This window comes from Sphingobacteriales bacterium, from assembly GCA_012517435.1.
Classification (GTDB): domain Bacteria; phylum Bacteroidota; class Bacteroidia; order CAILMK01; family JAAYUY01; genus JAAYUY01.
Window position 1 is genome coordinate 1 of sequence record JAAYUY010000087.1, and the last position, 19,952, is coordinate 19,952.

At 37.5% G+C, this 19,952-nt stretch carries 19 protein-coding genes; 11 read left to right on the forward strand and 8 right to left on the reverse strand.

From position 1 onward, the window contains the following. Positions 1-1,318 (forward strand): hypothetical protein (locus GX437_05390; GenBank protein NLJ07084.1); only part of this gene is annotated, 1,318 nt, incomplete at its 5' end. On the opposite strand, the gene GX437_05395 is transcribed toward GX437_05390, so the two are convergent. From GX437_05395 to GX437_05410, 4 genes are all read right to left on the reverse strand, one after another. Further along, the gene (locus tag GX437_05395) at positions 1,298-1,864 is read right to left on the reverse strand and encodes an acyloxyacyl hydrolase (GenBank protein NLJ07085.1); all 567 of its coding nucleotides are present in this window, start codon (positions 1,862-1,864) and stop codon (positions 1,298-1,300) included. The two genes, GX437_05390 and GX437_05395, sit on opposite strands and share 21 nt — an antisense overlap. Before the next feature lie 12 nt (positions 1,865-1,876). After that, positions 1,877-3,439 (reverse strand): PspC domain-containing protein, encoded by a 1,563-nt coding sequence (locus tag GX437_05400; GenBank protein NLJ07086.1) that lies wholly within the window; start codon positions 3,437-3,439, stop codon positions 1,877-1,879. A gap of 2 nt (positions 3,440-3,441) precedes the next feature. Continuing rightward, positions 3,442-3,768, reverse strand: coding sequence for a PadR family transcriptional regulator (locus GX437_05405; GenBank protein ID NLJ07087.1), 327 nt, complete (start codon positions 3,766-3,768; stop codon positions 3,442-3,444). Positions 3,769-3,899: 131 nt separating this feature from the next. Beyond that, the gene (locus GX437_05410; GenBank protein ID NLJ07088.1) at positions 3,900-4,307 is read right to left on the reverse strand and encodes a hypothetical protein; all 408 of its coding nucleotides are present in this window, start codon (positions 4,305-4,307) and stop codon (positions 3,900-3,902) included. A 99-nt stretch (positions 4,308-4,406) separates the two neighbouring features. Here GX437_05410 and GX437_05415 point away from each other — a divergent pair, with 99 nt between their 5' ends. The 5 genes from GX437_05415 to trmB are packed head-to-tail and all read left to right on the forward strand — an operon-like array spanning position 4,407 to position 11,668. Beyond that, positions 4,407-4,871, forward strand: a complete 465-nt coding sequence (locus GX437_05415) for a CYTH domain-containing protein (GenBank protein ID NLJ07089.1) — start codon at positions 4,407-4,409, stop codon at positions 4,869-4,871. 30 nt (positions 4,872-4,901) lie between these two features. Further along, positions 4,902-5,711: a class I SAM-dependent methyltransferase gene (locus tag GX437_05420; GenBank protein ID NLJ07090.1), complete on the forward strand. Its 810-nt coding sequence runs from the start codon at positions 4,902-4,904 to the stop codon at positions 5,709-5,711. Further along, entirely contained in the window at positions 5,708-10,300 is a 4,593-nt protein-coding gene (locus GX437_05425; GenBank protein NLJ07091.1) for a S8 family serine peptidase, read from the forward strand. The genes GX437_05420 and GX437_05425 overlap by 4 nt, the downstream gene beginning before the upstream one ends. Before the next feature lie 2 nt (positions 10,301-10,302). Next, on the forward strand, positions 10,303-10,956 hold the full coding sequence (gene upp, locus GX437_05430; protein NLJ07092.1) for a uracil phosphoribosyltransferase: 654 nt from the start codon (positions 10,303-10,305) through the stop codon (positions 10,954-10,956). Between the two features lie 58 nt (positions 10,957-11,014). Then, positions 11,015-11,668: a tRNA (guanosine(46)-N7)-methyltransferase TrmB gene (trmB, locus tag GX437_05435; GenBank protein NLJ07093.1), complete on the forward strand. Its 654-nt coding sequence runs from the start codon at positions 11,015-11,017 to the stop codon at positions 11,666-11,668. Positions 11,669-11,733: 65 nt separating this feature from the next. On the opposite strand, the gene GX437_05440 is transcribed toward trmB, so the two are convergent. Beyond that, complete coding sequence (locus GX437_05440; GenBank protein NLJ07094.1) at positions 11,734-12,198, reverse strand: hotdog fold thioesterase; 465 nt, start codon at positions 12,196-12,198, stop codon at positions 11,734-11,736. 50 nt (positions 12,199-12,248) lie between these two features. Here GX437_05440 and GX437_05445 point away from each other — a divergent pair, with 50 nt between their 5' ends. The 4 genes from GX437_05445 (at position 12,249) to GX437_05460 (ending at position 14,693) form a co-directional block, all read left to right on the forward strand. Next, on the forward strand, positions 12,249-12,887 hold the full coding sequence (locus GX437_05445) for a histidine phosphatase family protein (protein NLJ07095.1): 639 nt from the start codon (positions 12,249-12,251) through the stop codon (positions 12,885-12,887). A gap of 102 nt (positions 12,888-12,989) precedes the next feature. Continuing rightward, positions 12,990-13,439 (forward strand): DUF1573 domain-containing protein, encoded by a 450-nt coding sequence (locus GX437_05450; GenBank protein ID NLJ07096.1) that lies wholly within the window; start codon positions 12,990-12,992, stop codon positions 13,437-13,439. Between the two features lie 11 nt (positions 13,440-13,450). Continuing rightward, positions 13,451-13,861 (forward strand): DUF1573 domain-containing protein, encoded by a 411-nt coding sequence (locus tag GX437_05455; protein ID NLJ07097.1) that lies wholly within the window; start codon positions 13,451-13,453, stop codon positions 13,859-13,861. Positions 13,862-13,904: 43 nt separating this feature from the next. Continuing rightward, on the forward strand, positions 13,905-14,693 hold the full coding sequence (locus GX437_05460) for a DUF1573 domain-containing protein (protein NLJ07098.1): 789 nt from the start codon (positions 13,905-13,907) through the stop codon (positions 14,691-14,693). Here GX437_05460 and GX437_05465 read toward each other — a convergent pair whose 3' ends face one another. The 3 genes from GX437_05465 to GX437_05475 all read right to left on the reverse strand — a co-directional run bounded on the left by GX437_05465 (position 14,694) and on the right by GX437_05475 (position 18,999). Then, a complete protein-coding gene (locus tag GX437_05465) occupies positions 14,694-15,995 on the reverse strand; it encodes a deoxyribodipyrimidine photo-lyase (GenBank protein ID NLJ07099.1) in 1,302 nt (433 codons plus the stop codon). Positions 15,996-16,002: 7 nt separating this feature from the next. Further along, entirely contained in the window at positions 16,003-18,285 is a 2,283-nt protein-coding gene (locus GX437_05470; GenBank protein ID NLJ07100.1) for a T9SS type A sorting domain-containing protein, read from the reverse strand. A 153-nt stretch (positions 18,286-18,438) separates the two neighbouring features. Continuing rightward, positions 18,439-18,999: a hypothetical protein gene (locus tag GX437_05475; protein NLJ07101.1), complete on the reverse strand. Its 561-nt coding sequence runs from the start codon at positions 18,997-18,999 to the stop codon at positions 18,439-18,441. 81 nt (positions 19,000-19,080) lie between these two features. Between GX437_05475 and GX437_05480 the strand changes: the two genes are divergently transcribed. Beyond that, positions 19,081-19,545, forward strand: a complete 465-nt coding sequence (locus GX437_05480; protein NLJ07102.1) for a CoA-binding protein — start codon at positions 19,081-19,083, stop codon at positions 19,543-19,545. Positions 19,546-19,952: the final 407 nt, after the last annotated feature.

Sequence of the window (19,952 nt, forward strand, 5' to 3'; positions counted from 1 at the left end):
CAGTGAGTTTCCGCTGGTCTATTATCTGACAGGAAATATCTGGAAACTGACCGGCCATAAGGAGTATATTTTCCGATTAATCGATTTGTTATTGGTTTTCTTTGGCTTATTTGCCTTTTTCAGGTTGTGTGAGGAGATATTAAAGGACTCTCTTATAGCCATGATTTGTTCATTCATTCTTTTTTCTTCTCCTGTTCTTTCTTACTATTCATGCAATTTTATTCCGAATACTTCCGCATTTGGATTGATACTTATTGCATGGTACCTTGCGTTTTTATTTTTCAGCAAGAACAAACGAAGATTCCTGTTTCTGAGTTTTCTGTTTTTTTTACTTGGCGGATTAATTAAAATTACCCATAATCTGAGCCTGCTTTCATTAATACTCGTATTGATTATCAATATCATAAAAAACCATAAAGACAGAAAGGAGGTCATCTTACGAATGTTTGGCTGGCTGGCATTGGCTGGTCTGATTTTACTGATAGTGTTTGTTTATTATTACCGCGCACACCTGTATAATGAAAAGCATCATTCAGGAATGTTTTCTTTTCAGTTGCATCCTGTCTGGAATTTGAAAAAAGCCGCGATTAAAGAGATTTTACATAATTTTAGGACCTTTTGGTTTAAGCAGTATTTTTCTGCTGCCATACAATATTTATTGGCTTTTTCATTGGTTTTCATTTTGATATACAGAAAATTTACGGGCAGGTTTTATTCAGAGATGCTGTTTTTTTTACTGGCAGGAAGTCTTGTTTACGTAATTTTTTGGTTTTCAGCCATGTCGAATCACGATTACTATGTTATCGATCTGATGATAACAGTTTGTTTTTTACTATTGACCTTTTTTATGGTGTTAAAATCAAGGTTTCCGGTTGTTTTTAACCATGTTTTAACACGGATTATTTTAATTATCTTTCTGATATTCAGCATTAAAACAACAACAATTAAAGTCAAGGACAGGTATTCAGGCTGGATGAACGAAGTGCACAGGAAATATTATTATTCACTGGAAACCATAACTCCTTACCTGAGATCACTTGGAATAAACAGAAACGATGTTGTTTTAAGCATCCCTGATCCAAGTTTTAATATAACACTTTACCTGATGGATCAAAAAGGATTTACTTCAGGCGGGAGCAATACTGATTCATTTCTGATGGAAAGAATGTTTAAGTGTGGTCTAAAATATATGATTGTCAATGATTCAGCAATAATCCGACATCCTCAGATTCAGCAGTTTACAAAAAAACCAATGGGTAAATACCATAACATTATCATTTATGATCTGCGGGAATTTTCAGAGCAGTTTACCCAATGAAAACCCTATTATCCAATTATTAATACCTCCGTTCGGCCTTTTTATTCCTGCATTTGAAATATGACGGATGCCTGAAAATATCTCAAATTCAAAGTCCGAATCAATTCCCGTTTTTTTTCTGAATACCAGTAAAAAATTGTCGGAAAAGATAAAGCCTTTTGCCTGGCGCCTGGATTGATAAGTAATAAAATGAGGGCCGCTGCCTGTTGAGTAGGTTAGCATGCTGTTGTCTGAAAGTCTGACACTTAGATCAAATCCAACATTGAGCCCTGTTTCGTGATGAAAATGTTGATTGACATATAAACCAGCATATTGCGGTTTAAACGATATCTGAAGATTAAAAGCATTTTTTGTTTTAAATACAGGCAGACGATAATATGCGTTTAGAATGAAAGGTTGGTAAAAACCCCCTTCGGGCAATTCATACAGGGGTAATCCATTGCTTAAACTTAACCCGACTGCTTTCTGATTTAAATAAGAAACATTCTGCGACCATAAAAAATTACTGGTTATCAGAATAGGGAATAAGAGTAAAAACTTTTTCATTGAATCAGGTGATTATTCGGCCAAAACAAGTCCTTTTGAGGTCATTTTTAAATATCTGTTGAAAAACTTTTCCGGATAAATACTTCTATCTCCTTCAAAGTCGGTTATTAAGTTTTTAAAACTTTCATCCAAAAAAACATATTTGCCGACAGGGATAAATAATGTGTTTTCAATCCATTGACCCCTGTATTTTTTGTGTTTTTCAATAGTAAAATATGGAGAAAAACGGATTGAATCTTTATTCGCAATAATGGTAAAAGATAGATTTTCAATGTTTTGCTTTGCATCGAGGGTGTTGTTACCACGTGCAGTTATATTTTTCTCAACGGAAACAAAATAGTTGAAACTTCCTTTGATTCTGTAGGTTGGAGATATCATAAGTTGTGGCCTTACTTTGGAAGTGAATATCTTAAAATCATTTGATTTCAGAAGATAAAATCCATTTTCAGAAGAATCTGGCAGAAATCCTAAATAAAGAGTATCATTGGTTGCCTGTGGAATAATTTCTTTAAGGGTTGTTCGGGATTCGGCCCTGAAATCTTTACCGATAATTACTGCAGAAATGAATAGAATAGCCAATCCGGATACGAAAAGGAATGATGTCAATATGTTGAAAATTCTATCATGTGACCGGATTCTGAAAACGAGCCGGATACCGCTATAAATAAGCCATACCATAGGAATCCCTGCTACAAGGATAATTCCTATCGATGTAAACGTTGCAACCGGAGCCGAAGTTATGGTAGCGAGGAGATTAGGAAGCGAATAAGAGGAGGAAAAAAAAGATGACGCAGAAATGTACAATTTATTTGACCAGAATGATCCCGTAAGCATTAAAAGCAGAAATAAGCCTGTTAAAAGAAGCAGAATGCCAATGAATATCCACAATGATTTAAAGGCTGCCAGAATGCCCTTACCAAGCTTTAACAAAAATTTTTCAAGGGAAAGTCCTAAATCTCTAAGTTTTTTCGAAAAATCAATTTTTTTAATGTTTTCTTTAACAGTGTTGAATTCTTGTCTTACGGTTTTTTCGATATTTTCAAGGTTGACATGTTTGCCTCTCATTTCAAGCTTCTGAGCTCTTGTTTGGGCTTCAGGTATAATAAACCATAGAACAAGGTATGCAATAAAGGCCGTACCGGCAGAAATGATCAGGACAATGACAAACAAGGCGCGGATAAAAACTGGGTCAGTATTAAAATATGCGGCAATACCACCACAAACTCCCCCAAGAATGCGTTCATCCGGATCACGATACATACGTTTGTACCCTTTCTGAGCTTCTGAAAACGCTTCATTCTCTTCCTTATATCCTGAAGATTCAAAATCTTCAGGCTTCCCGATTGTAGCCATTATTTCTTCAATATCTTGAATTTCAATTACCTGTCTGCCCTGCAACTTTTCGCGAAATATTTCAGCAATGCGTGATTCAATGTCTGCCATGATCTCTTTGGCCTCATTTTCATCGGAAAACCGGGCATTAATAAGATTTAAATAATTGCTGAGTAATTCGTAAGCATCTTCGTCAATATGAAAAACGATTCCACTCAGGTTGACGGTTACGGTTTTTTTCATTTTTACATTTTTTGAAGGGTTTCAATACTATTAACAAGTTCAATCCAGGCTTTTTTCAACTCTTCAAGAAAAAGAAAGCCATCTTCAGTAAGACGATAATATTTTCTTGGAGGTCCCTGAGATGATTCTTCCCAGCGATAACTGAGCAATCCCATATTTTTCAGTCGGGTTAGAAGGGGATAAAGTGTACCTTCCACTACGAGTAATCTGGCTTTCTTCAGCTCATTCAGAATATCTGTAGCATAAGCATCACCATGTGAAAGTACCGATAAAATGCAAAATTCAAGTACCCCCTTTCTCATTTGTGCTTTTGTGTTTTCTGTATTCATTACGGTTTTTCGAAAAAGTCCTGTTTGTTTTTATTGCAAAGATACTGCAATAAAAAGGTAATATGCAATACATAGTACTAAAATTATTAAAAAAATACATCTTTTGTTTTAAGTGTCAGATAATCAAATGATTACTTTACTTCAAACACAGCGGCAGCAGGAATTTGGCGATTCCCTTGGGTTTCAACGAATGCAAAAATATCCGTAACAACAATGCGGTCACCGGGTTTTGACGAAGCAATATAATCTTTCATGGTTTGATTGAATTCAGGGCCGTTTGATTCAGCAACTTTCACCGGGCCATCTAAAAGAGGCTGAATGATAAACCTGAATTTACTGATTTCTGAAATTTTACGGTTTTTAATAGTATCTACCACTTCTAAACGGTCGATTTGCTGCAACTCTGAAGCTGTCCATTCAAAATTTGCCACACTACCCCAATACAATACGATTTTTCTGGCAGCCGTCTGGTTATGGGATGAGACGGAAATTAATAACAGTAAGGAAACAAGAATAAATCGTTTGGCGAATAAATTCATAAAAAGGTCAATCGTTATGTGTGCAAAATTAGGCCGATGTGTTTACCTTGGCAGTGAATAAAAAACCACAAATTCATAAAAATTTGTTAATAAAAGCCGATGGCAAAAGAGATAGAAAGAAAATTTCTGGTAAATCTGGCGGAATGGAAGCCCGGTTCATCCGGTGTTTTTTACAGGCAGGGCTATTTATTTACCAGTGAAAAATTAACTGTCAGAGTAAGAATTTCAGAAGAGGAGGCCATTTTATCAATAAAAGGAGAAGATGTTGGTTTTCAACGAAATGAATATGAATACAGTATTCCGGTTCAAGATGCTGAAGAAATGCTGGAGCTTTATTGTGAAGGATTCATCATTGAAAAGACAAGGTATATTGAATTAATTAATGGTAAGAGATGGGAAATTGATGTATTTCATGGAGAAAATGAAGGGCTTGTTCTGGCAGAAATTGAATTGGAATCAATGAACGAAGAAATAGAAATTCCACGGTGGGTGAAGGAGGAAGTAACAGGCATTGCCAGTTACTACAATGCAAACTTGTTTAAAAATCCTTATAAAAAGTGGTAAATTTGCAATATTTAATTTTCCGCATTACAAATGAATTTGAAACAAACGAGTGCTGTCTGGGAGCAACTGGCAAAAGAAGATCCCTTGTGGGCGATTTGTACTGATCCGGAAAAAAGGGGAAATAAATGGGAGAAAAATGAGTTTTTGCAAGCCGGTTATGAAGAAGTAGAAATTATATTCAATCATTTATTTACCAATCATTTTCTGCCGTTCGACAGGGACAAAGCACTTGATTTCGGATGTGGAGCAGGACGCCTGACCCGTGCATTGACAAAATATTTTACAGAAGTGGTGGGCGTTGATGTTTCGAAAAGCATGCTGGAAAAGGCGATGGAATTAAATGCAGATATTTCTGAAAAAATTTCTTTTATTCATAATACCTCTTCCGACCTGAAAGTACTTAAATCCAATCAGTTCAGTTTTATTCTGTCAACCATTGTATTACAGCATATTCCGCCACAGAACAGTTTATTGTATATCGGTGAGTTTGTCAGATTGCTGAAACCCGGGGGCATTCTTGTTTTTCAGATCCCCGTAAAAAGAAGCCGCCCGTTATCTTTTGCCAAAAAGATACGGTCGTCTCTGAAAATACGTAAAAGACTTGCCAAATTTGGAATAGGGAAAGACATACACATGGAAATGTTTGTGGTGCCTGAAGACGACATCAAACTTCAGTTATCTTATCCTTTCATTGAAATTCTGGATATTCCTGAAACAAATCATACAGAGCCAGATTTTAACGGAAAACTAAAGCTCAATTATCATCCTGAATTACCTCCTGAATACATCAGTAAAATGTTTATTGTCAGAAAAAATTTATCAGCTTCAACAATTTTATGAAAAAAATCCTCATTATTTCTTTGATAATCAATTTTATACAATTGAATTATCTGCAGTGCCAGGATATTAGGTTTAAAAGAGAACCTTTTAATGGGAAATATTATTTACTGGCTGAGTTCAGAGAAATTCCCGCCATTGAAACCCAAAATTTTTTAAAAAATAAGGGTGTTGAATTGCTTGAGTTCGTAAGTGGAAAAACGTATGTAATTTCTGTCAGAAGAGAATCCGTTTCATGGTTGACACATTCAGGCATCAATAAGGAAATCAACGAAATAAGCACAGAAATGAAACTCGACTACAGATTACTTCAGCCCCCTGCTTATGCTATACAAACCAATGGAGAAACAGATGTAGTCGTTTTATATTTTGAAGATATTCCTGAAAACCTGATTCAGAGTCAGATCGTTGAAAATAAGATTAGTGTGATTCGTTTTGTGCCTTCGTTATTTCATTTTGTCGCAAGGGTTACAACAGAGGAGGCAAAACAAATTGCAGAACTTCCATGGGTGAAGTTTGTAAGCATTGTACCACCTCCTTTTGTTTCAGATAATCTTGTTGAAAAAGCCAATCACCGCTCAAATGTTATTTCGGCAAAATATTCCGGAGCTTTAGGGTTAACTGGTAAGTATGTCAGGGTAGGCGAATGGGATTCAGGCCCGCTGGGCGTTCATGTTGATCTGAAAGACCGTACATTTATACGTGAAAATAAGGTGGCTGTATCAAACCATGCCACCCACGTTGCCGGTACAGTATTGGGATCAGGAGTAATCAATCCGGCTGCTGCCGGAATGGCTCCGGAAGCTGAAATCTATTCATGGGATTTCTGGGACTGGATTCCATGGGAAATGGATACCTGCGTAAAGTACGACAGTATTGTTATTACACAGAATTCCTATGCTTATGATCCAAACTGGGATACCTGTAAAAACAGAGGTTATTACGATATTTACAGTTATTTGCTCGACAGACTGGTCAGAAATCATCCATATCTTGTACATGTTTATGCTGCCGGCAATTATCAGTCACAATGCGCTAAAGGTGGTTACCGTACTGTCAGCAGCGGCCCTCAGTCATCAAAGAATGCTGTGGTGGTAGGAGCAGTAAGCTATACCGACCAGATGACCAGTTTCAGCAGTTGGGGGCCTGTCAGAGATGGCAGGCTAAAACCTGAAGTATGTGCTGTCGGCTCAAATGTTTATTCCACTTTACCGAACAACAATTATGGATACTATAACGGGACATCTATGGCATGTCCGGGAACATCCGGTACCATAGCCCTTTTGTTCGAACACTACCGGAAAGTGTTCAGTAAGGAGCCGGACGCTTCAACCTTAAAGGCTGTTTTATGCAATACGGCTACGGATTATGGGAATCCGGGCCCTGATTTTAAATTTGGTTTTGGGAGGATCAATGCTTACAAAGCTGCACAGGCCATTCAGGAAAAAAGATTTATTTTCGATTCTTTATCCAACAACCAGACGAGGAAAGATACGATTGCTGTACCTTCTGGTGTCAAACAATTAAAGGTATTACTTTGCTGGAGTGATGTCCCTGCTTCCATGTACAAACCTTATGATTCCATGTCGCTGATTAATAATCTTGATCTGAAAGTAATTGATGTCAACAACAACCAATATCTTCCTTTGGTACTTGATACTTCGAATTTTTCAAGTACTGCTGTACAGTCTGTTGATTCTGTCAATAATATTGAGCAGGTAGTCATCAATAATCCTCCACAGGGAAATTATGTTATCAATATTTTTGCCCGAAGAGTACCTCTTGGTTATCAGACATTTACGATGACCTATGAATTTCAAAAAGAAGAAATAAAAGTAACTTATCCCAACGGAGATGAGAGTTTCACACCCGGGACAACAGAAACCATTTTTTGGGATGCCTTTGGAAATACCTCAAATTTTAAAATCGAATATTCTATTGATTATGGACAAAACTGGCAAACCATTAACAGCAATGTTTCGGCAACACAAAGATATTACAACTGGACAGTTCCTGCAGTTGTCAGCTCAATGTGTTTAATAAGGGTCAGCAGTGGAAGTCTTTCAGATGTCAGCGATACTGCATTTTATATTATGAACAAACCCGGTGTTTTAAATGCCAAATCATGCAGCGGACAGGTTTATTTATATTGGCCAAAAGTAGTAGATGCAGTCAATTATGATGTTTTTATGGAAATGAACGGGCAGATGGTCAGACAAGGCCAGACGACTGATACTTTTTATACTGTAAAAGGATTAAACAATATAAATTCCTATTATTTCAGTATCAATGCCTACGATAGTTCAGGCAGCAGAAGCCAGCGGATGAATGCGGTATTGTTTAGCCCCGATTCGAATATATTGCCTCCGAAAATAATGTTTTTATCATCAGATGACACCGTTTGTCCGGGTTCTTCCAAAACATTAAGCTGTCAGATTTCCGGTAAATCTCCTGTAAATAAACAGTGGCAAAAAAGCCTTGATGGAGGAAAAACATGGTCAGATATCAGCGGAGCCACCGATACATTTCTTGTGTTGACAAATATTCAGAAAAGCCAGGATGGCTGGAAATACAGGATAAGATTGTTAAATGAGTGCCTGAATGTTGAATTTTCAGATCCTGTTACCATAAGGGTTGATCAGGGGTTTCATTTTGATGTTTTACCCTCGGGTTTCACTACCTGTATTGGCGATTCAGCCGGATTAAAGGCAAAGGTTACATCGCTGCTGCCTTATTCTTTTACCTGGCAGAAGAGCACCGATACAGTTAATTGGCTGGACATTTCAGGCGCACACGACACCCTTTTGATATTTGATAGTCTGGTTTTCAGTGATATAGGTTATTACAGGCTTCATGCATGGAATGCCTGTGTCAGTGATACGGCTACTGCTCACACAAAAGTCATTGTTCATCCACCGCTCAGCATTGATTTAACTGCCTCACAAGATACAATTTGTTATGGAGAAGCCATATTTTTGACAGGAAACACTTCCGGTGGTGACTCAACAGCATATTTTTATGTGTGGGACAATATTGGCGGGAATAATAACAAGGCGACAGCCACGCTTTATCAGACAGGCAGATTTTTTATTACAGTGTATGATAACTGTTCCCTTTACCCGGTAACTGATTCAATTGAAATAACCGTCAGGCAGGAAATCAATGTAAAAATAAAAGCTTCTTCTGATACGATTTGTCAGGGAGAAGAGGTTGTTGTAAAGGCTATGGCAAGTGGCGGAAATGAAAACTATTATTATTTGTGGAGTACAGGATCCCAATCCGATTCAATCATCGCCATGCCCATGCATGATACGGTTTTTAAAGTGGTGATCACCGATAGCTGTTCTTCCAATATGGCCAGCGACAGCATTGTTGTTTATGTCAGAAAGCCATTGGGTATTGATATTACTACTCTTTCAGATACCGTCTGTTATGGAACACAGGTGATATTTTCTGCAAGTCCTTCGGGTGGGTATTTCCCCGGCTATCAGGTTCAATGGAATACAGGAAGCCTTGGTTATCAGTCATCATTTACAGCGGATACTTCACTGTGGATCAAGGCAACTCTGGAAGATAACTGTACGGTGAAAGAAGCAAGCGATAGCTTTTGGCTGGTCGTCAGAGAACCCCTGAAAATTAAACTTAGCTCAGACTTTGATACCCTTTGTTCAGGGAATAACCTGAATGTTTTTGCTGTTGCCTCAGGCGGAATAAAGCAAAATTATCTTTTCACATGGGAAAATCTGGCAGTAAATGATACTTTCGTTTCAGAAAAAATATATTTCAGCAAAAAATACATTGTTCATCTGTCTGATGCCTGTACAATACCATCAGCTACGGATTCCTTATCAGTATTTGTATGGCCCCCGCTTAAAATTCAACTGACAGCCAGTGATGATACTTTATGCGTGGGTCAGTCAGTAAATCTTAAAGCGAAAGCTTCGGGAGGAGATACCACATCTTACAGTTTTATCTGGAACTATGCGGGAGACAATAGCCCCGATCAAAGCTTTAAAGTTTTTGAAAACACTTTTTTCAAGGTGGTTTTGAAGGATGATTGCTCGGAAAAAAATGCTGAAGACTCTGTTAAGATTTTTGTCCATGAGATAAATGCCGGGTGGAAGTATAATGAAATAACCTTCAGAAATGTACTTTTTGAACCTGAAGACACTAATGCAGTGAAATACCATTGGGATTTTGGTGATTCAACTTCTTCTGCTGATAAAAAACCACAACATTTATACAAACAAAACGGAACTTTTCACGTTTGCCTGACTGTTTTCAATCATGAGGGTTGTGATTCAAGCTACTGTCAGGATATTTATGTTGAAAATCCAACAATTGGAGATCAAAGGAATTTAAGAAATATCAGTGTTTTTCCAAATCCCGGAAAGGGTCATTTTACTGTTTTGAACAGCAGTGGCAGTGATGATTATAAATTTATGTTACTAAATGCTTTAGGAGAGATAGTGCAGGAAGGCAGAGTCAGGCGGCATGAAAGTATTGAGTCCGGAACATTAAGCAAGGGCTTGTATATCCTGCTTTTATTAAATGAGAAAGAACAGATTTCAATCAAAGTTATTGTAGAATAGAAATGCAGATCAATCATTTAGGAAAAGACCATTCACTGATTGGCAGTTTCATGGCCGAGCTGAGAGATGTTGTCATTCAGCAGGACAAATTTCGTTTCAGAACAAACATTGAAAGACTGGGGAAGATTTTAGCTTACGAAGTGAGCAAAACCCTGACCTTTGAGCCAATAAAAGTAAAGACACCATTAGGTGAAAAAATAGTATTTGTTCCGAAAGATAAAATAGTCATTGCCAGTATTTTAAGGGCAGGATTGCCTCTTCATCAGGGTATTTTGTCCTATTTCGATAAAGCTGAAAACATTTTCATTGCGGCATACAGAAAACACACAGAGGGCTACGACTTTGATATTCAGCTTGATTATGTCTCGGGCCCTTCTGTTGAACAAAAAATACTGATTCTTGCCGATCCAATGCTCGCAACGGCTTCATCACTGGTGAAAGTTTACAGGACGTTGACGAAGGAAACAAAACCACTTCATACACACATTGTATCTGTTATTTCTGCTGTTCAGGGAATCAGATTACTTGAAAATGAACTGAAAGGGGAAAATGTTTCTGTCTGGACCTGCGCAATTGATGAAGAATTAGACCAGAAATCATACATTGTACCTGGTCTCGGAGATGCAGGGGATCTGGCATTTGGGGAGAAACTTTAATCCGTCTTTTTCCTTAAAGATGAATCGGGTTTACTTTTGCAGCGTTTGATAAAAAGTAATGTCGAGGCATAAGCAACGAAAATTCAATGAATTAGCGGGATTTGAGAATTTTTACGCTAATCCTTTTTCTTTCAAAGGAGTGTGGAGCGAAAAGGTTTTTTCAAATCAAAGGCCAATAACGCTTGAGTTAGGATGTGGAAAAGGAGAGTTTAGTCTGCAACTTGGGAAACAGTTTCCTGAAAGAAACTTTATCGGTATCGACCTCGATGGAGCAAGGCTTTGGCGGGCTGCTAAAAATGCATTGGCAGAATGCCTTTCGAATGTCGCTTTTATTCAGATGAATATTGATAAAATAGAAGAAGCATTCGCCCCCGGAGAAGTCAGTGAAATCTGGATTCCTTTTCCTGATCCCTATCCCAAACCCAGTAAGTGGAAAAAAAGACTCATTTCAACAGTTTTTCTGGAACGCTATAAGAAGATCATTCAGAATGGCAGCATTTTACACTTTAAAACAGACAACAGTCATTTATTTGATTTTGGAATAAAAAGCATACAAGAGTCAGGCTATTTAATAATTTCTCAAACCAACGACCTTTACCATTCTCCCTTACAGAACGAGTTCAATACGATACCTTCTTATTTTGAAAGTATTTTTATGGCAAAAGGTGAGAGCATAAAATATGTAATGTTTAAGTTTGTGGATGAAAAATAATAAGTTGCAATAAGCGTTCAGCGTCTTTAATGTAATTCTTCTGTTTATATCCCTGTCATTAATAATCAATCCAGTTGTTTGAAAATATCACGGATGATTGATCTGGAAATTTTGTCAAGTGGAACAATGGCCATGGTAAGAACGCTAAAAGCAACACGTTCGTCATTTTCATCCCGGGTATCAATTTGCCAGACCTGAGTAGTAAAACCTTGATGCAGCGGTGTTGCGGTTGCAAAAACATATCCGCTTCTGACAGCTTTGATATGATTAATTTTCATTTCAAGCCCGACACAATAATAGTTTTCCCTGTCGATGGAAAGATATGCAGCCATACTTCCTGTCATTTCAGCAAGGGCAGCAGAAGCACCTCCATGCATCAGTCTTAGTGGCTGAACAGTTCTGCTGTCAACTGGCATTCTTGCCTTCAGATAAAGGGGTGTTACTTCGATATATTCGATGCCGAGGCTTTCAGACAATGTGTTTTTATTGGTCATATTTAATTTTTCGACCGGGTATGAGGTGTCTATCATAATAATACAATAATTTTGGCGGTTCAAAAAAAATGTAAAGATAGCAACAAGTGACAAATCAACCCGGTGAAAAATTTATTTATCTGATAAGACATGGAGAAACCGACTTCAACAAAAAGGGATATTTGCAGGGATCCAGCATTGATGCATCCTTAAACGAAAAAGGCCGGATACAGGCGGAACATTTTTATCATAAGTATAAAAACGTGTCTTTTGACAAGATATATACTTCGGTGCTGAAAAGAAGTATAGAAAGTGTTCAAATGTTTATAAATCAAGGAATACCCCATGAGTCTTTTGCAGAGCTGAATGAGATCAACTGGGGAGAAATGGAAGGGAAGCTTTTAACCCCGGCTGCATGGATTAAACTGAGAAGAATTGCCAGGCGATGGGGGCAGGGATATACAAATGAAAAAATCCGGATGGGAGAAAGTCCTGAAGACGTTGCACGAAGGCAAAGGAAGGTGCTGGAGTTGATTTTATCAAGGCAAAGCGAAAGAAACATACTGATATGTATGCATGGCAGGGCACTTCGGATTTTTATCTGCCTTTTGATGAACCTGCCGATCAGCGAAATGGACAAATTTCCGCATTCAAATCTGGGGTTATATCTGATGAAGTATGATTATCAACTGAAAAAAGCAGAGATTTTAATCAGAAATGAGCATCATCATGAAAAAAGCAGTTAAATTTGAGCATTTATTAATTTTCAGGCATACTAAGGTATGTATTTTGTATAATCAAACATCGTCTTAAGTTTGTCATGAAATTATCAACAAAAAATTAAGTATATGAAAAAGATTCTTGTTTTACCGTTTGTCATGTTGGTGAGCCTGGTTTTTGCACAGGAAAATAACCCCAATGCAAATGCTGTTGGCCCGAAAATTCAGTTTGAAGAAAAATCCCATGATTTTGGGGAAATTACAGAAGGGACTTATGCCACTTTTGTTTTTAATTTCACCAATGTAGGAGACAAGCCGCTGTTATTAAAGGATGTAAGACCATCGTGCGGCTGTACAGCTTCGGAATGGACGAGGGAACCGGTTATGCCAGGTGAAAAAGGAATGATTAAGGCTGTGTTTAATTCAAATGGGTATGGCGGAAGAGAGTTTTTTAAATCCATTACAGTTACTTTCAATGCAAATGAAAACAATACGGAAGTAATCTTTTTCAAGGGAAAAGTTAAACCCAAGCCAGCAGAGCCTGAAACACCCCAATCACCTGTAAGAATTGACAAATAAATTTTAAAGCTATGAAAAACATATTGTTAGCGATTTCAATTTTTGTATTTTTATCAGGTGCCAATGCACAGCAAAAGACCTCAGCAACCAAAAGTCCGAAACCTGATATTTATTTTGAAAATCCATCCTATGATTTCGGCACTATTAACGAGGGTACATCCGTTGAAATGACATTCAAGTTTTTTAATTCCGGAAAAGCTCCCTTGTTATTGAAAAACGTTAAACCTGCATGTGGATGTACAGCTTCAGATTGGCCAAAAGAGCCCATCATGCCCGGAAAGTCAGGAGAAATTAAAGCCACCTTTCATTCCAATGGATATAAGGGACAGAATGTTCATAAATCCATTACTGTAACCACCAATGTGGATGATAACGGGTCGGACAAAGTAATAGTCTTATATTTTAAAGGTTTTGTGAAATAATTTCATACCTTTACATCCTGAAAAAATCTTTAAATCCGGAAATATGAAGGCATTTTTTATTATTATTGCAATGTTAGTTACTGTTGCAGTAAATGCCCAGCCGGCCATCAGGTTCGACCGGACAAGTTACAATTTTGGAAATGTAATTGAAGGGTCTTATCCTAAAACCACTTTTACATTTTACAACACAGGTAATGAAATTCTTCGGCTGAATGATGTAAGGGCAGGATGCGGCTGCACTTCCCCCGCATGGCCAAGAGGAGATATTGCTCCCGGTGACAGTGGCAAAATTGATGTTGTTTTTAATACCAACGGATATACTAATCGAGATTTTGCCAAGAGCGTATCGGTAACATCAAATGCCAAAAATGAGCCTCAGGTTACACTTTTTATCAGCGGACATGTCGTTCCTAAAAATGCAGCCCCTCCGCAGTATCCGTTTGTTTTATCAACCAATCATATTGATTATTCTGTCATTCAGCAGGGTAAAACAGCCTCCAGAACACTGGTGTTGAAAAACAACGGAGATTCAACCGTAAAAATAAACAGGTTTAGCTTTAATTGTCCCAATTGTCTGACTATTCAGGCAAATCCAATGACCATTGCCCCTAAAGACAGCGCTGTCATTACCATTACCTACAATGGAGCTGCCCATGATCCGAGAAATTTTATTGAAACCATTCGTATTTTTACCAATATTCCGGATAAAAATGCCGGCATTCTTGTTGAAAAAGGCGTAAGTGTTTATGGCGAGGTGGTGACCAAAGAAAAATACAAAGAGATTCAAAAAGCGAAGAAATTAGCAGAAAAAGAGCAGAAAAGTAAAAAATAGCTACCTGTTTTTTAATGCTGCATTAAAGGTTTTTATACATCTTTCCCTGGCAAAATTGTGATCAATGATGGGCTTGATATATTTATTGCCTGACCATTCCGGAACCCATCTTTTAATGTAAAGCTTATCAGTATCAAATTTTTCGGCCTGAGTAATTGGGTTAAAAATTCTGAAATAAGGAGCAGAATCGCAGCCACTGCCTGCTGCCCATTGCCAGTTGCCGTTGTTGGATGAAAGTTCAAAATCCATCAGTTTTGAAGCAAAATATGACTCGCCCCACCGCCAGTCAATTAACAGATGTTTTACCAGAAAGCTGGCTGTAATCATTCTTACCCTGTTGTGCATAGTCCCTGTTTCATTGAGTTGCCTCATGCCTGCATCCACGATAGGATAGCCTGTTTCACCTCTGCACCATCGTTCAAAATCCTTTTCATTGTTCAGCCAACTGATTTGATCATAGGCAGGGCGAAATGACTGGCTGACCACATGAGGAAAATGAGCAAGAATCTGCATAAAAAATTCCCGCCAGATCAGTTCATTCAACCAAGATTCTGAATAAATCAGAGCCGTTTCAACCAGTTTTCTGACACTGAGAGTTCCAAACCTCAGGTGAATGCTTACGCCTGAAGTGCCGTTTTTTACCGGAAAATTTCGCTCTTTTTCATAATTTGTCAGTAGTGCAGCGCTGAGATTATATGCCCATTCATTTTCATCGGTAACCATGGGGCAATTCAGTTCAGGAAATTCAAAAGGTTGTGTTTTCAGGAAATGATCCATTAACTTTTCAGAAGGGAAGTAAGGGATGGTGCCGGTTTTAAGTTTCTCCTTCCATTTTTTGCTGTATGGGGTAAAAACGGTATAAGGTTTTCCGTCAGGTTTTAAAATTTCATCTTTTTCGAAAATTACCTGATCTTTGAAGTCGTGAAAACCAATATGATAGGAATGAAGGAGTTGCCGGATTTTATGATCACGGTCAACTGCATAAGGTTCATAATCGCGGTTTGTATAGACAGCTGTTACAGGAAAACGTTGGATTAGGTTAAGAAAAGCATTTTCTGGAGTTCCTCTTAAAACAAGCAAAGAGCTACCATGTTTTTCCAGTTCAGTTTGAATTTTTTTAAGATAAAAGAGAATAAATGAGAGCCTTTTGTCTGTTTTTTCGTTGAGGTTGGAAATAATATGTTCGTCAAAAATAAATACAGGAAGAACAGCTAATCCGCTTTTTAGGGCATGGAACAATCCTGTATTATCAGAAAGCCTGAGGTCACGTCTGAACCAGAAAATATTTATGGATGAATTCAAAGCATTTTTAATGAATAACAAAAAACCTGCTTGTTTTGTTCCCCATTTTCAGGAGGTATAAACCATTTTCAAATTCAGAAACATTGATTTGAATTTTTGTTGCTTTATGAGTTTCTGTTTCTTTGATTTTCTTGCCCATCGTGTTAAAGATTTCTATTTTGTCCGGGAGAAATTCAGGAAGACATTCAACGGTAATGACCTGACAGGCAGGATTGGGAAAGATCAGGATTTTGTTGTCATTATGTTCAGCAATATAGCCAAATTCAATGTTTTGCTGATTGAAAGTTGGCGGCATGGGAATGAAATTTCCTGTTCCGTTCGGGTAACGGCCTAAGCTTATATCATCTTGCTGAGCTCCGAAATTCAGACTGTCAACCAATTGTTTACTGCTATCATAAAGCAGGACTTCTTCCCCTGATTTCGATAATTTGAAATTGACATGCAAACCGGGCTGTGTTTCATCTTCATCTGCCCAAAGTATCAGAAATGAATTGGCACGGATGAAAGTATCAGGAAATATCCATTTGAACGGATTGGAGCTATTGTCGGAAAGGTAAAACCCTTTTAAGGAAATATCTGTGTTTGCGTTGTTATAAAGCTCAATCCAGTCGTCATACTCTCCGTTTTCGTCCTGAACGGTCTTGGTGTTGGAAGCCATAATTTCATTAATGACCACCTTATCAGATATTGCCGAATTTCCTGTTATTATAACGAGATAGTACTGGTTTTCTGCTCTGGCCGGAGAAAATGAACCGGCTTCATTATTTTCAGCGTAAATATAATAGTGAACCGTAACTCCGGCATCCTGAGCCGGAATCGCAGCACCAAAAATGTTGTCTCCTGCCTGATTATCATAATGTTGTCCGTCATCATACATCTGAATAGCCTGAAAAGGAGCAAATGAACGGTTTCTGTAATAAAGCCAGACTTTATTGGCATCGGAAATGACAGCAGTAACAGGAATTGCTTTTCCAAAAGGTTGTTTGCTGTCAAATTGTTTAACAGTTTGAATAATTGGCTGCGGTATTGTTATATCAGGATGATTGGCTAAAAAATTTTTTCTGACCGACATCAGTACATTCAGGCCAATAATTTCCCCTTGTCCGCTTCCGATGTTTTGATTGAGGGAATTCTGGAAATCTAAATAAGAGTATTTTTTATTAGGGTCATATTTAACCTCATTATCAATCAGACTTTGAAGTGATTGAGCCATTGTCAGAAATGAATCATTTTGAACAAATTCATTAAAAATAGTGCGGTAATGGGCAAAATACTTTTTTCTGTATTCGGTGTTTTTGAGCAATTTTTGAAGCAAAGGCCTGTTGTTGTTCATCACATTTAAGTCGGGAGCAAGAGTCTGCATCTGTGAATTATTCAGCATGGTGATTCCTGTATTTCTGAAAACGCCAAAGCATTCATTCAGGTCCCATAAAACCGGCTGAAAACGGCCATAATTATCTTCACAGAGATAGTAATTGTGTCCTGAACCATTATAAGAATCAAGATTGACAAAGATATTGTTAAAGGCCAGCATCCAGAGTGTCCGGTCAATATTCAGGTATTGAGGAAGTGCTTCAAGGTTCAGGTTTAGTGATTTGATCAGGTTCAACAGCTTTGTCCATCCATAATCCGACTTGATTTCATAAAAGACAGTGTAACAGGAAGTATCATCATTCAGATAATTCAGGGAAGAAGATATTCCGGGAACGACAGGACATCCTGCGGGAGGAGGCTGAGGTTTTCCGCTGATAGATACCGGATCACATTTAAAAAAACTATTTTCCTTAGAGCCAAAATGTTTCTGGACAAATGTTTTATTAATACTTTCCGTATTGGTATAAAGGCCGATATATTCGCCATCAATGGAAACATTGATAAAGTTGCTTAAGGGAGAAGGCAGATAATTACCTGCAATCTGATAACCCAACACTTCCCGGACAAAAGTAGGGTCTTTAAACATGTTGGAAAGTTTAAGGGTTTTATATCCATTAATCGATTGATTTTGAATGTAATCCAATTCAATATGAAACGGATTTTTTTTACTGTTTGGGTTGTATGAGCTGTTGCCTTTAAACCTGATTCCCACCTGATCGAATACCGTACTATCATAAGTTATTCTGGCTAAAATGCAGGAATCTGATCCTGCTTGTTTGAGGGAATCGAGCAATTTATCCCAGTTGATATTATAAAAATGAATATCCAATGTTTTTATACTGTACAGGCTATAAAGATCCTGTGAAAACAAACTGAAAGGAAATAAGAAAACGAGTAAAAACAAAAACCTGTTCATTATCAGAGATTTAAAATGATTATCATAAAATTGTGTAATTCCGTCCATATTTTGACATTGGTTTGCCTCAATAGTTTAAACAGTGATTTTTAATCATTTAACTTCCGTTAAATCAATTTAAATAAAAACCATTTTAAGTCTTTCATCTTCAGGTTAAGAAGGTAAAATCTCCCGGTGTTCATTGCCCAGATATTTTGAAGGGATTCTATTTCGGGGAGTTTCATAATCCCAGACAATATTGGCGATCCACCATCTTCCCTTATCAAACACAAGATGGATGCTATTAATGCCTCGTTTTCCGGCCTTGTTTCCTTTGCTTTCGGATGTAATAAAAACCTGAAATACCTGAGCGATATTTCCGAAAACCTCTATAGTTTTATTAAGTTCCATTTCATAGAAGGAAGTTTCAGCAAACTTTCTGTCAGCGAGGTTAATATATTCATCGATGGTTAGCGTAACTGCACCGGAATGGTTGCCAATATAGGTAATACCTGTCAGTGTGGCTTCAGGTAAAAAAAGGTTTTTAAATCTTTTCCAGTCACGTATTTCACCTGCTTTTCCTGAAATAGTCTGAACCAGCGCTTTTGTCATGGTATCAATGGCTTTAAGCTGAAGTTTTGATTGCTCTTTCTGATACTTTGCCGGTTTGTCAGATGTGCAGGAAATTGTCATTATCATTGAAAATAAAGCAAAAGCAAGAAAAATCTTTTTCATAAAATTAAATTTACGTGAGAAAATCAAATGTTTTTCACTGAAGAAAGATATAATTTTACCTTTGAACAATAAAATAAAAGCATGAAAAAAATCATTGACGAATTTCTTGAGCAGAAACATATTGCCATTGCAGGTGTTTCGAGGAATAAAAACAAATGGGGCAATGGCCTCATGAAAGAATTGCAAAAAAGGGGAATTAGGATTTATCCTGTTAATCCATTTGCCGATGAACTGGAAGGAGAGAAATGTTATCACGATGTTAAATCGTTGCCGGCAGAAGTAGAATCCCTGATTATTGCAACAAAACCCGGGGATACAGAAGATTTGGTCAGACAGTGTAAGGATTCAGGAATCAAAAGGGTATGGATGCAGAAAGGAGCCGGAAAAGGCTCTGCTTCAGAGGAGGCCATCCGGTTTTGCAGGGAAAACAACATCCCTTATGTTTACGGTTTTTGCCCGATGATGTTTTTTGGTAGCGGTATGCACAGTTTTCATTTCTGGCTCAGAAAAACATTTGGCAAAATGCCGCCTGAGTTTAGCGTTTAATGGTTTTTTGCATGCTTCAATGAGGGAAATCTGTTTCATTTTGGGAAAAATTTCCGAAATCATATCATTGATAAAAAAATGCATTCTTTTTTTTATCATTCATGGGTTTGAAATGAAAATCATTTATAATTCATTGAAAATACAGATTTTATGATTTTGTTGTTTTAATCAAAGTCGTATATTTGCACCTGAATCTGCTGTGAAATTACCTTGTATGTTTTTTGATTTCAGGATATAGTCCAAACAGAGAGTAATGTTTAAATTTGCCTACAGAAATTATTTGTTAAGCCTGATTGCTCTTCTTTTTGGTTTTGCACAAGCCCAGGTCGTTCCTCCTGCAGAAATAAATATTAACACTACCGACAAACTCTCAAAATCTATCAGTATTTCATTTTCAAAGTTTGAAA

Coding starts and splice junctions, on each gene's coding strand:
- GX437_05395 (NLJ07085.1), bottom strand. CDS start 1,864: ATGAAAAAGTTTTTACTCTTATTCCCTATTCTGATAACCAGTAATTTT.
- GX437_05400 (NLJ07086.1), bottom strand. CDS start 3,439: ATGAAAAAAACCGTAACCGTCAACCTGAGTGGAATCGTTTTTCATATT.
- GX437_05405 (NLJ07087.1), bottom strand. CDS start 3,768: ATGAATACAGAAAACACAAAAGCACAAATGAGAAAGGGGGTACTTGAA.
- GX437_05410 (NLJ07088.1), bottom strand. CDS start 4,307: ATGAATTTATTCGCCAAACGATTTATTCTTGTTTCCTTACTGTTATTA.
- GX437_05415 (NLJ07089.1), top strand. CDS start 4,407: ATGGCAAAAGAGATAGAAAGAAAATTTCTGGTAAATCTGGCGGAATGG.
- GX437_05420 (NLJ07090.1), top strand. CDS start 4,902: ATGAATTTGAAACAAACGAGTGCTGTCTGGGAGCAACTGGCAAAAGAA.
- GX437_05425 (NLJ07091.1), top strand. CDS start 5,708: ATGAAAAAAATCCTCATTATTTCTTTGATAATCAATTTTATACAATTG.
- upp (NLJ07092.1), top strand. CDS start 10,303: ATGCAGATCAATCATTTAGGAAAAGACCATTCACTGATTGGCAGTTTC.
- trmB (NLJ07093.1), top strand. CDS start 11,015: ATGTCGAGGCATAAGCAACGAAAATTCAATGAATTAGCGGGATTTGAG.
- GX437_05440 (NLJ07094.1), bottom strand. CDS start 12,198: ATGATAGACACCTCATACCCGGTCGAAAAATTAAATATGACCAATAAA.
- GX437_05450 (NLJ07096.1), top strand. CDS start 12,990: ATGAAAAAGATTCTTGTTTTACCGTTTGTCATGTTGGTGAGCCTGGTT.
- GX437_05455 (NLJ07097.1), top strand. CDS start 13,451: ATGAAAAACATATTGTTAGCGATTTCAATTTTTGTATTTTTATCAGGT.
- GX437_05460 (NLJ07098.1), top strand. CDS start 13,905: ATGAAGGCATTTTTTATTATTATTGCAATGTTAGTTACTGTTGCAGTA.
- GX437_05470 (NLJ07100.1), bottom strand. CDS start 18,285: ATGAACAGGTTTTTGTTTTTACTCGTTTTCTTATTTCCTTTCAGTTTG.
- GX437_05475 (NLJ07101.1), bottom strand. CDS start 18,999: ATGAAAAAGATTTTTCTTGCTTTTGCTTTATTTTCAATGATAATGACA.
- GX437_05480 (NLJ07102.1), top strand. CDS start 19,081: ATGAAAAAAATCATTGACGAATTTCTTGAGCAGAAACATATTGCCATT.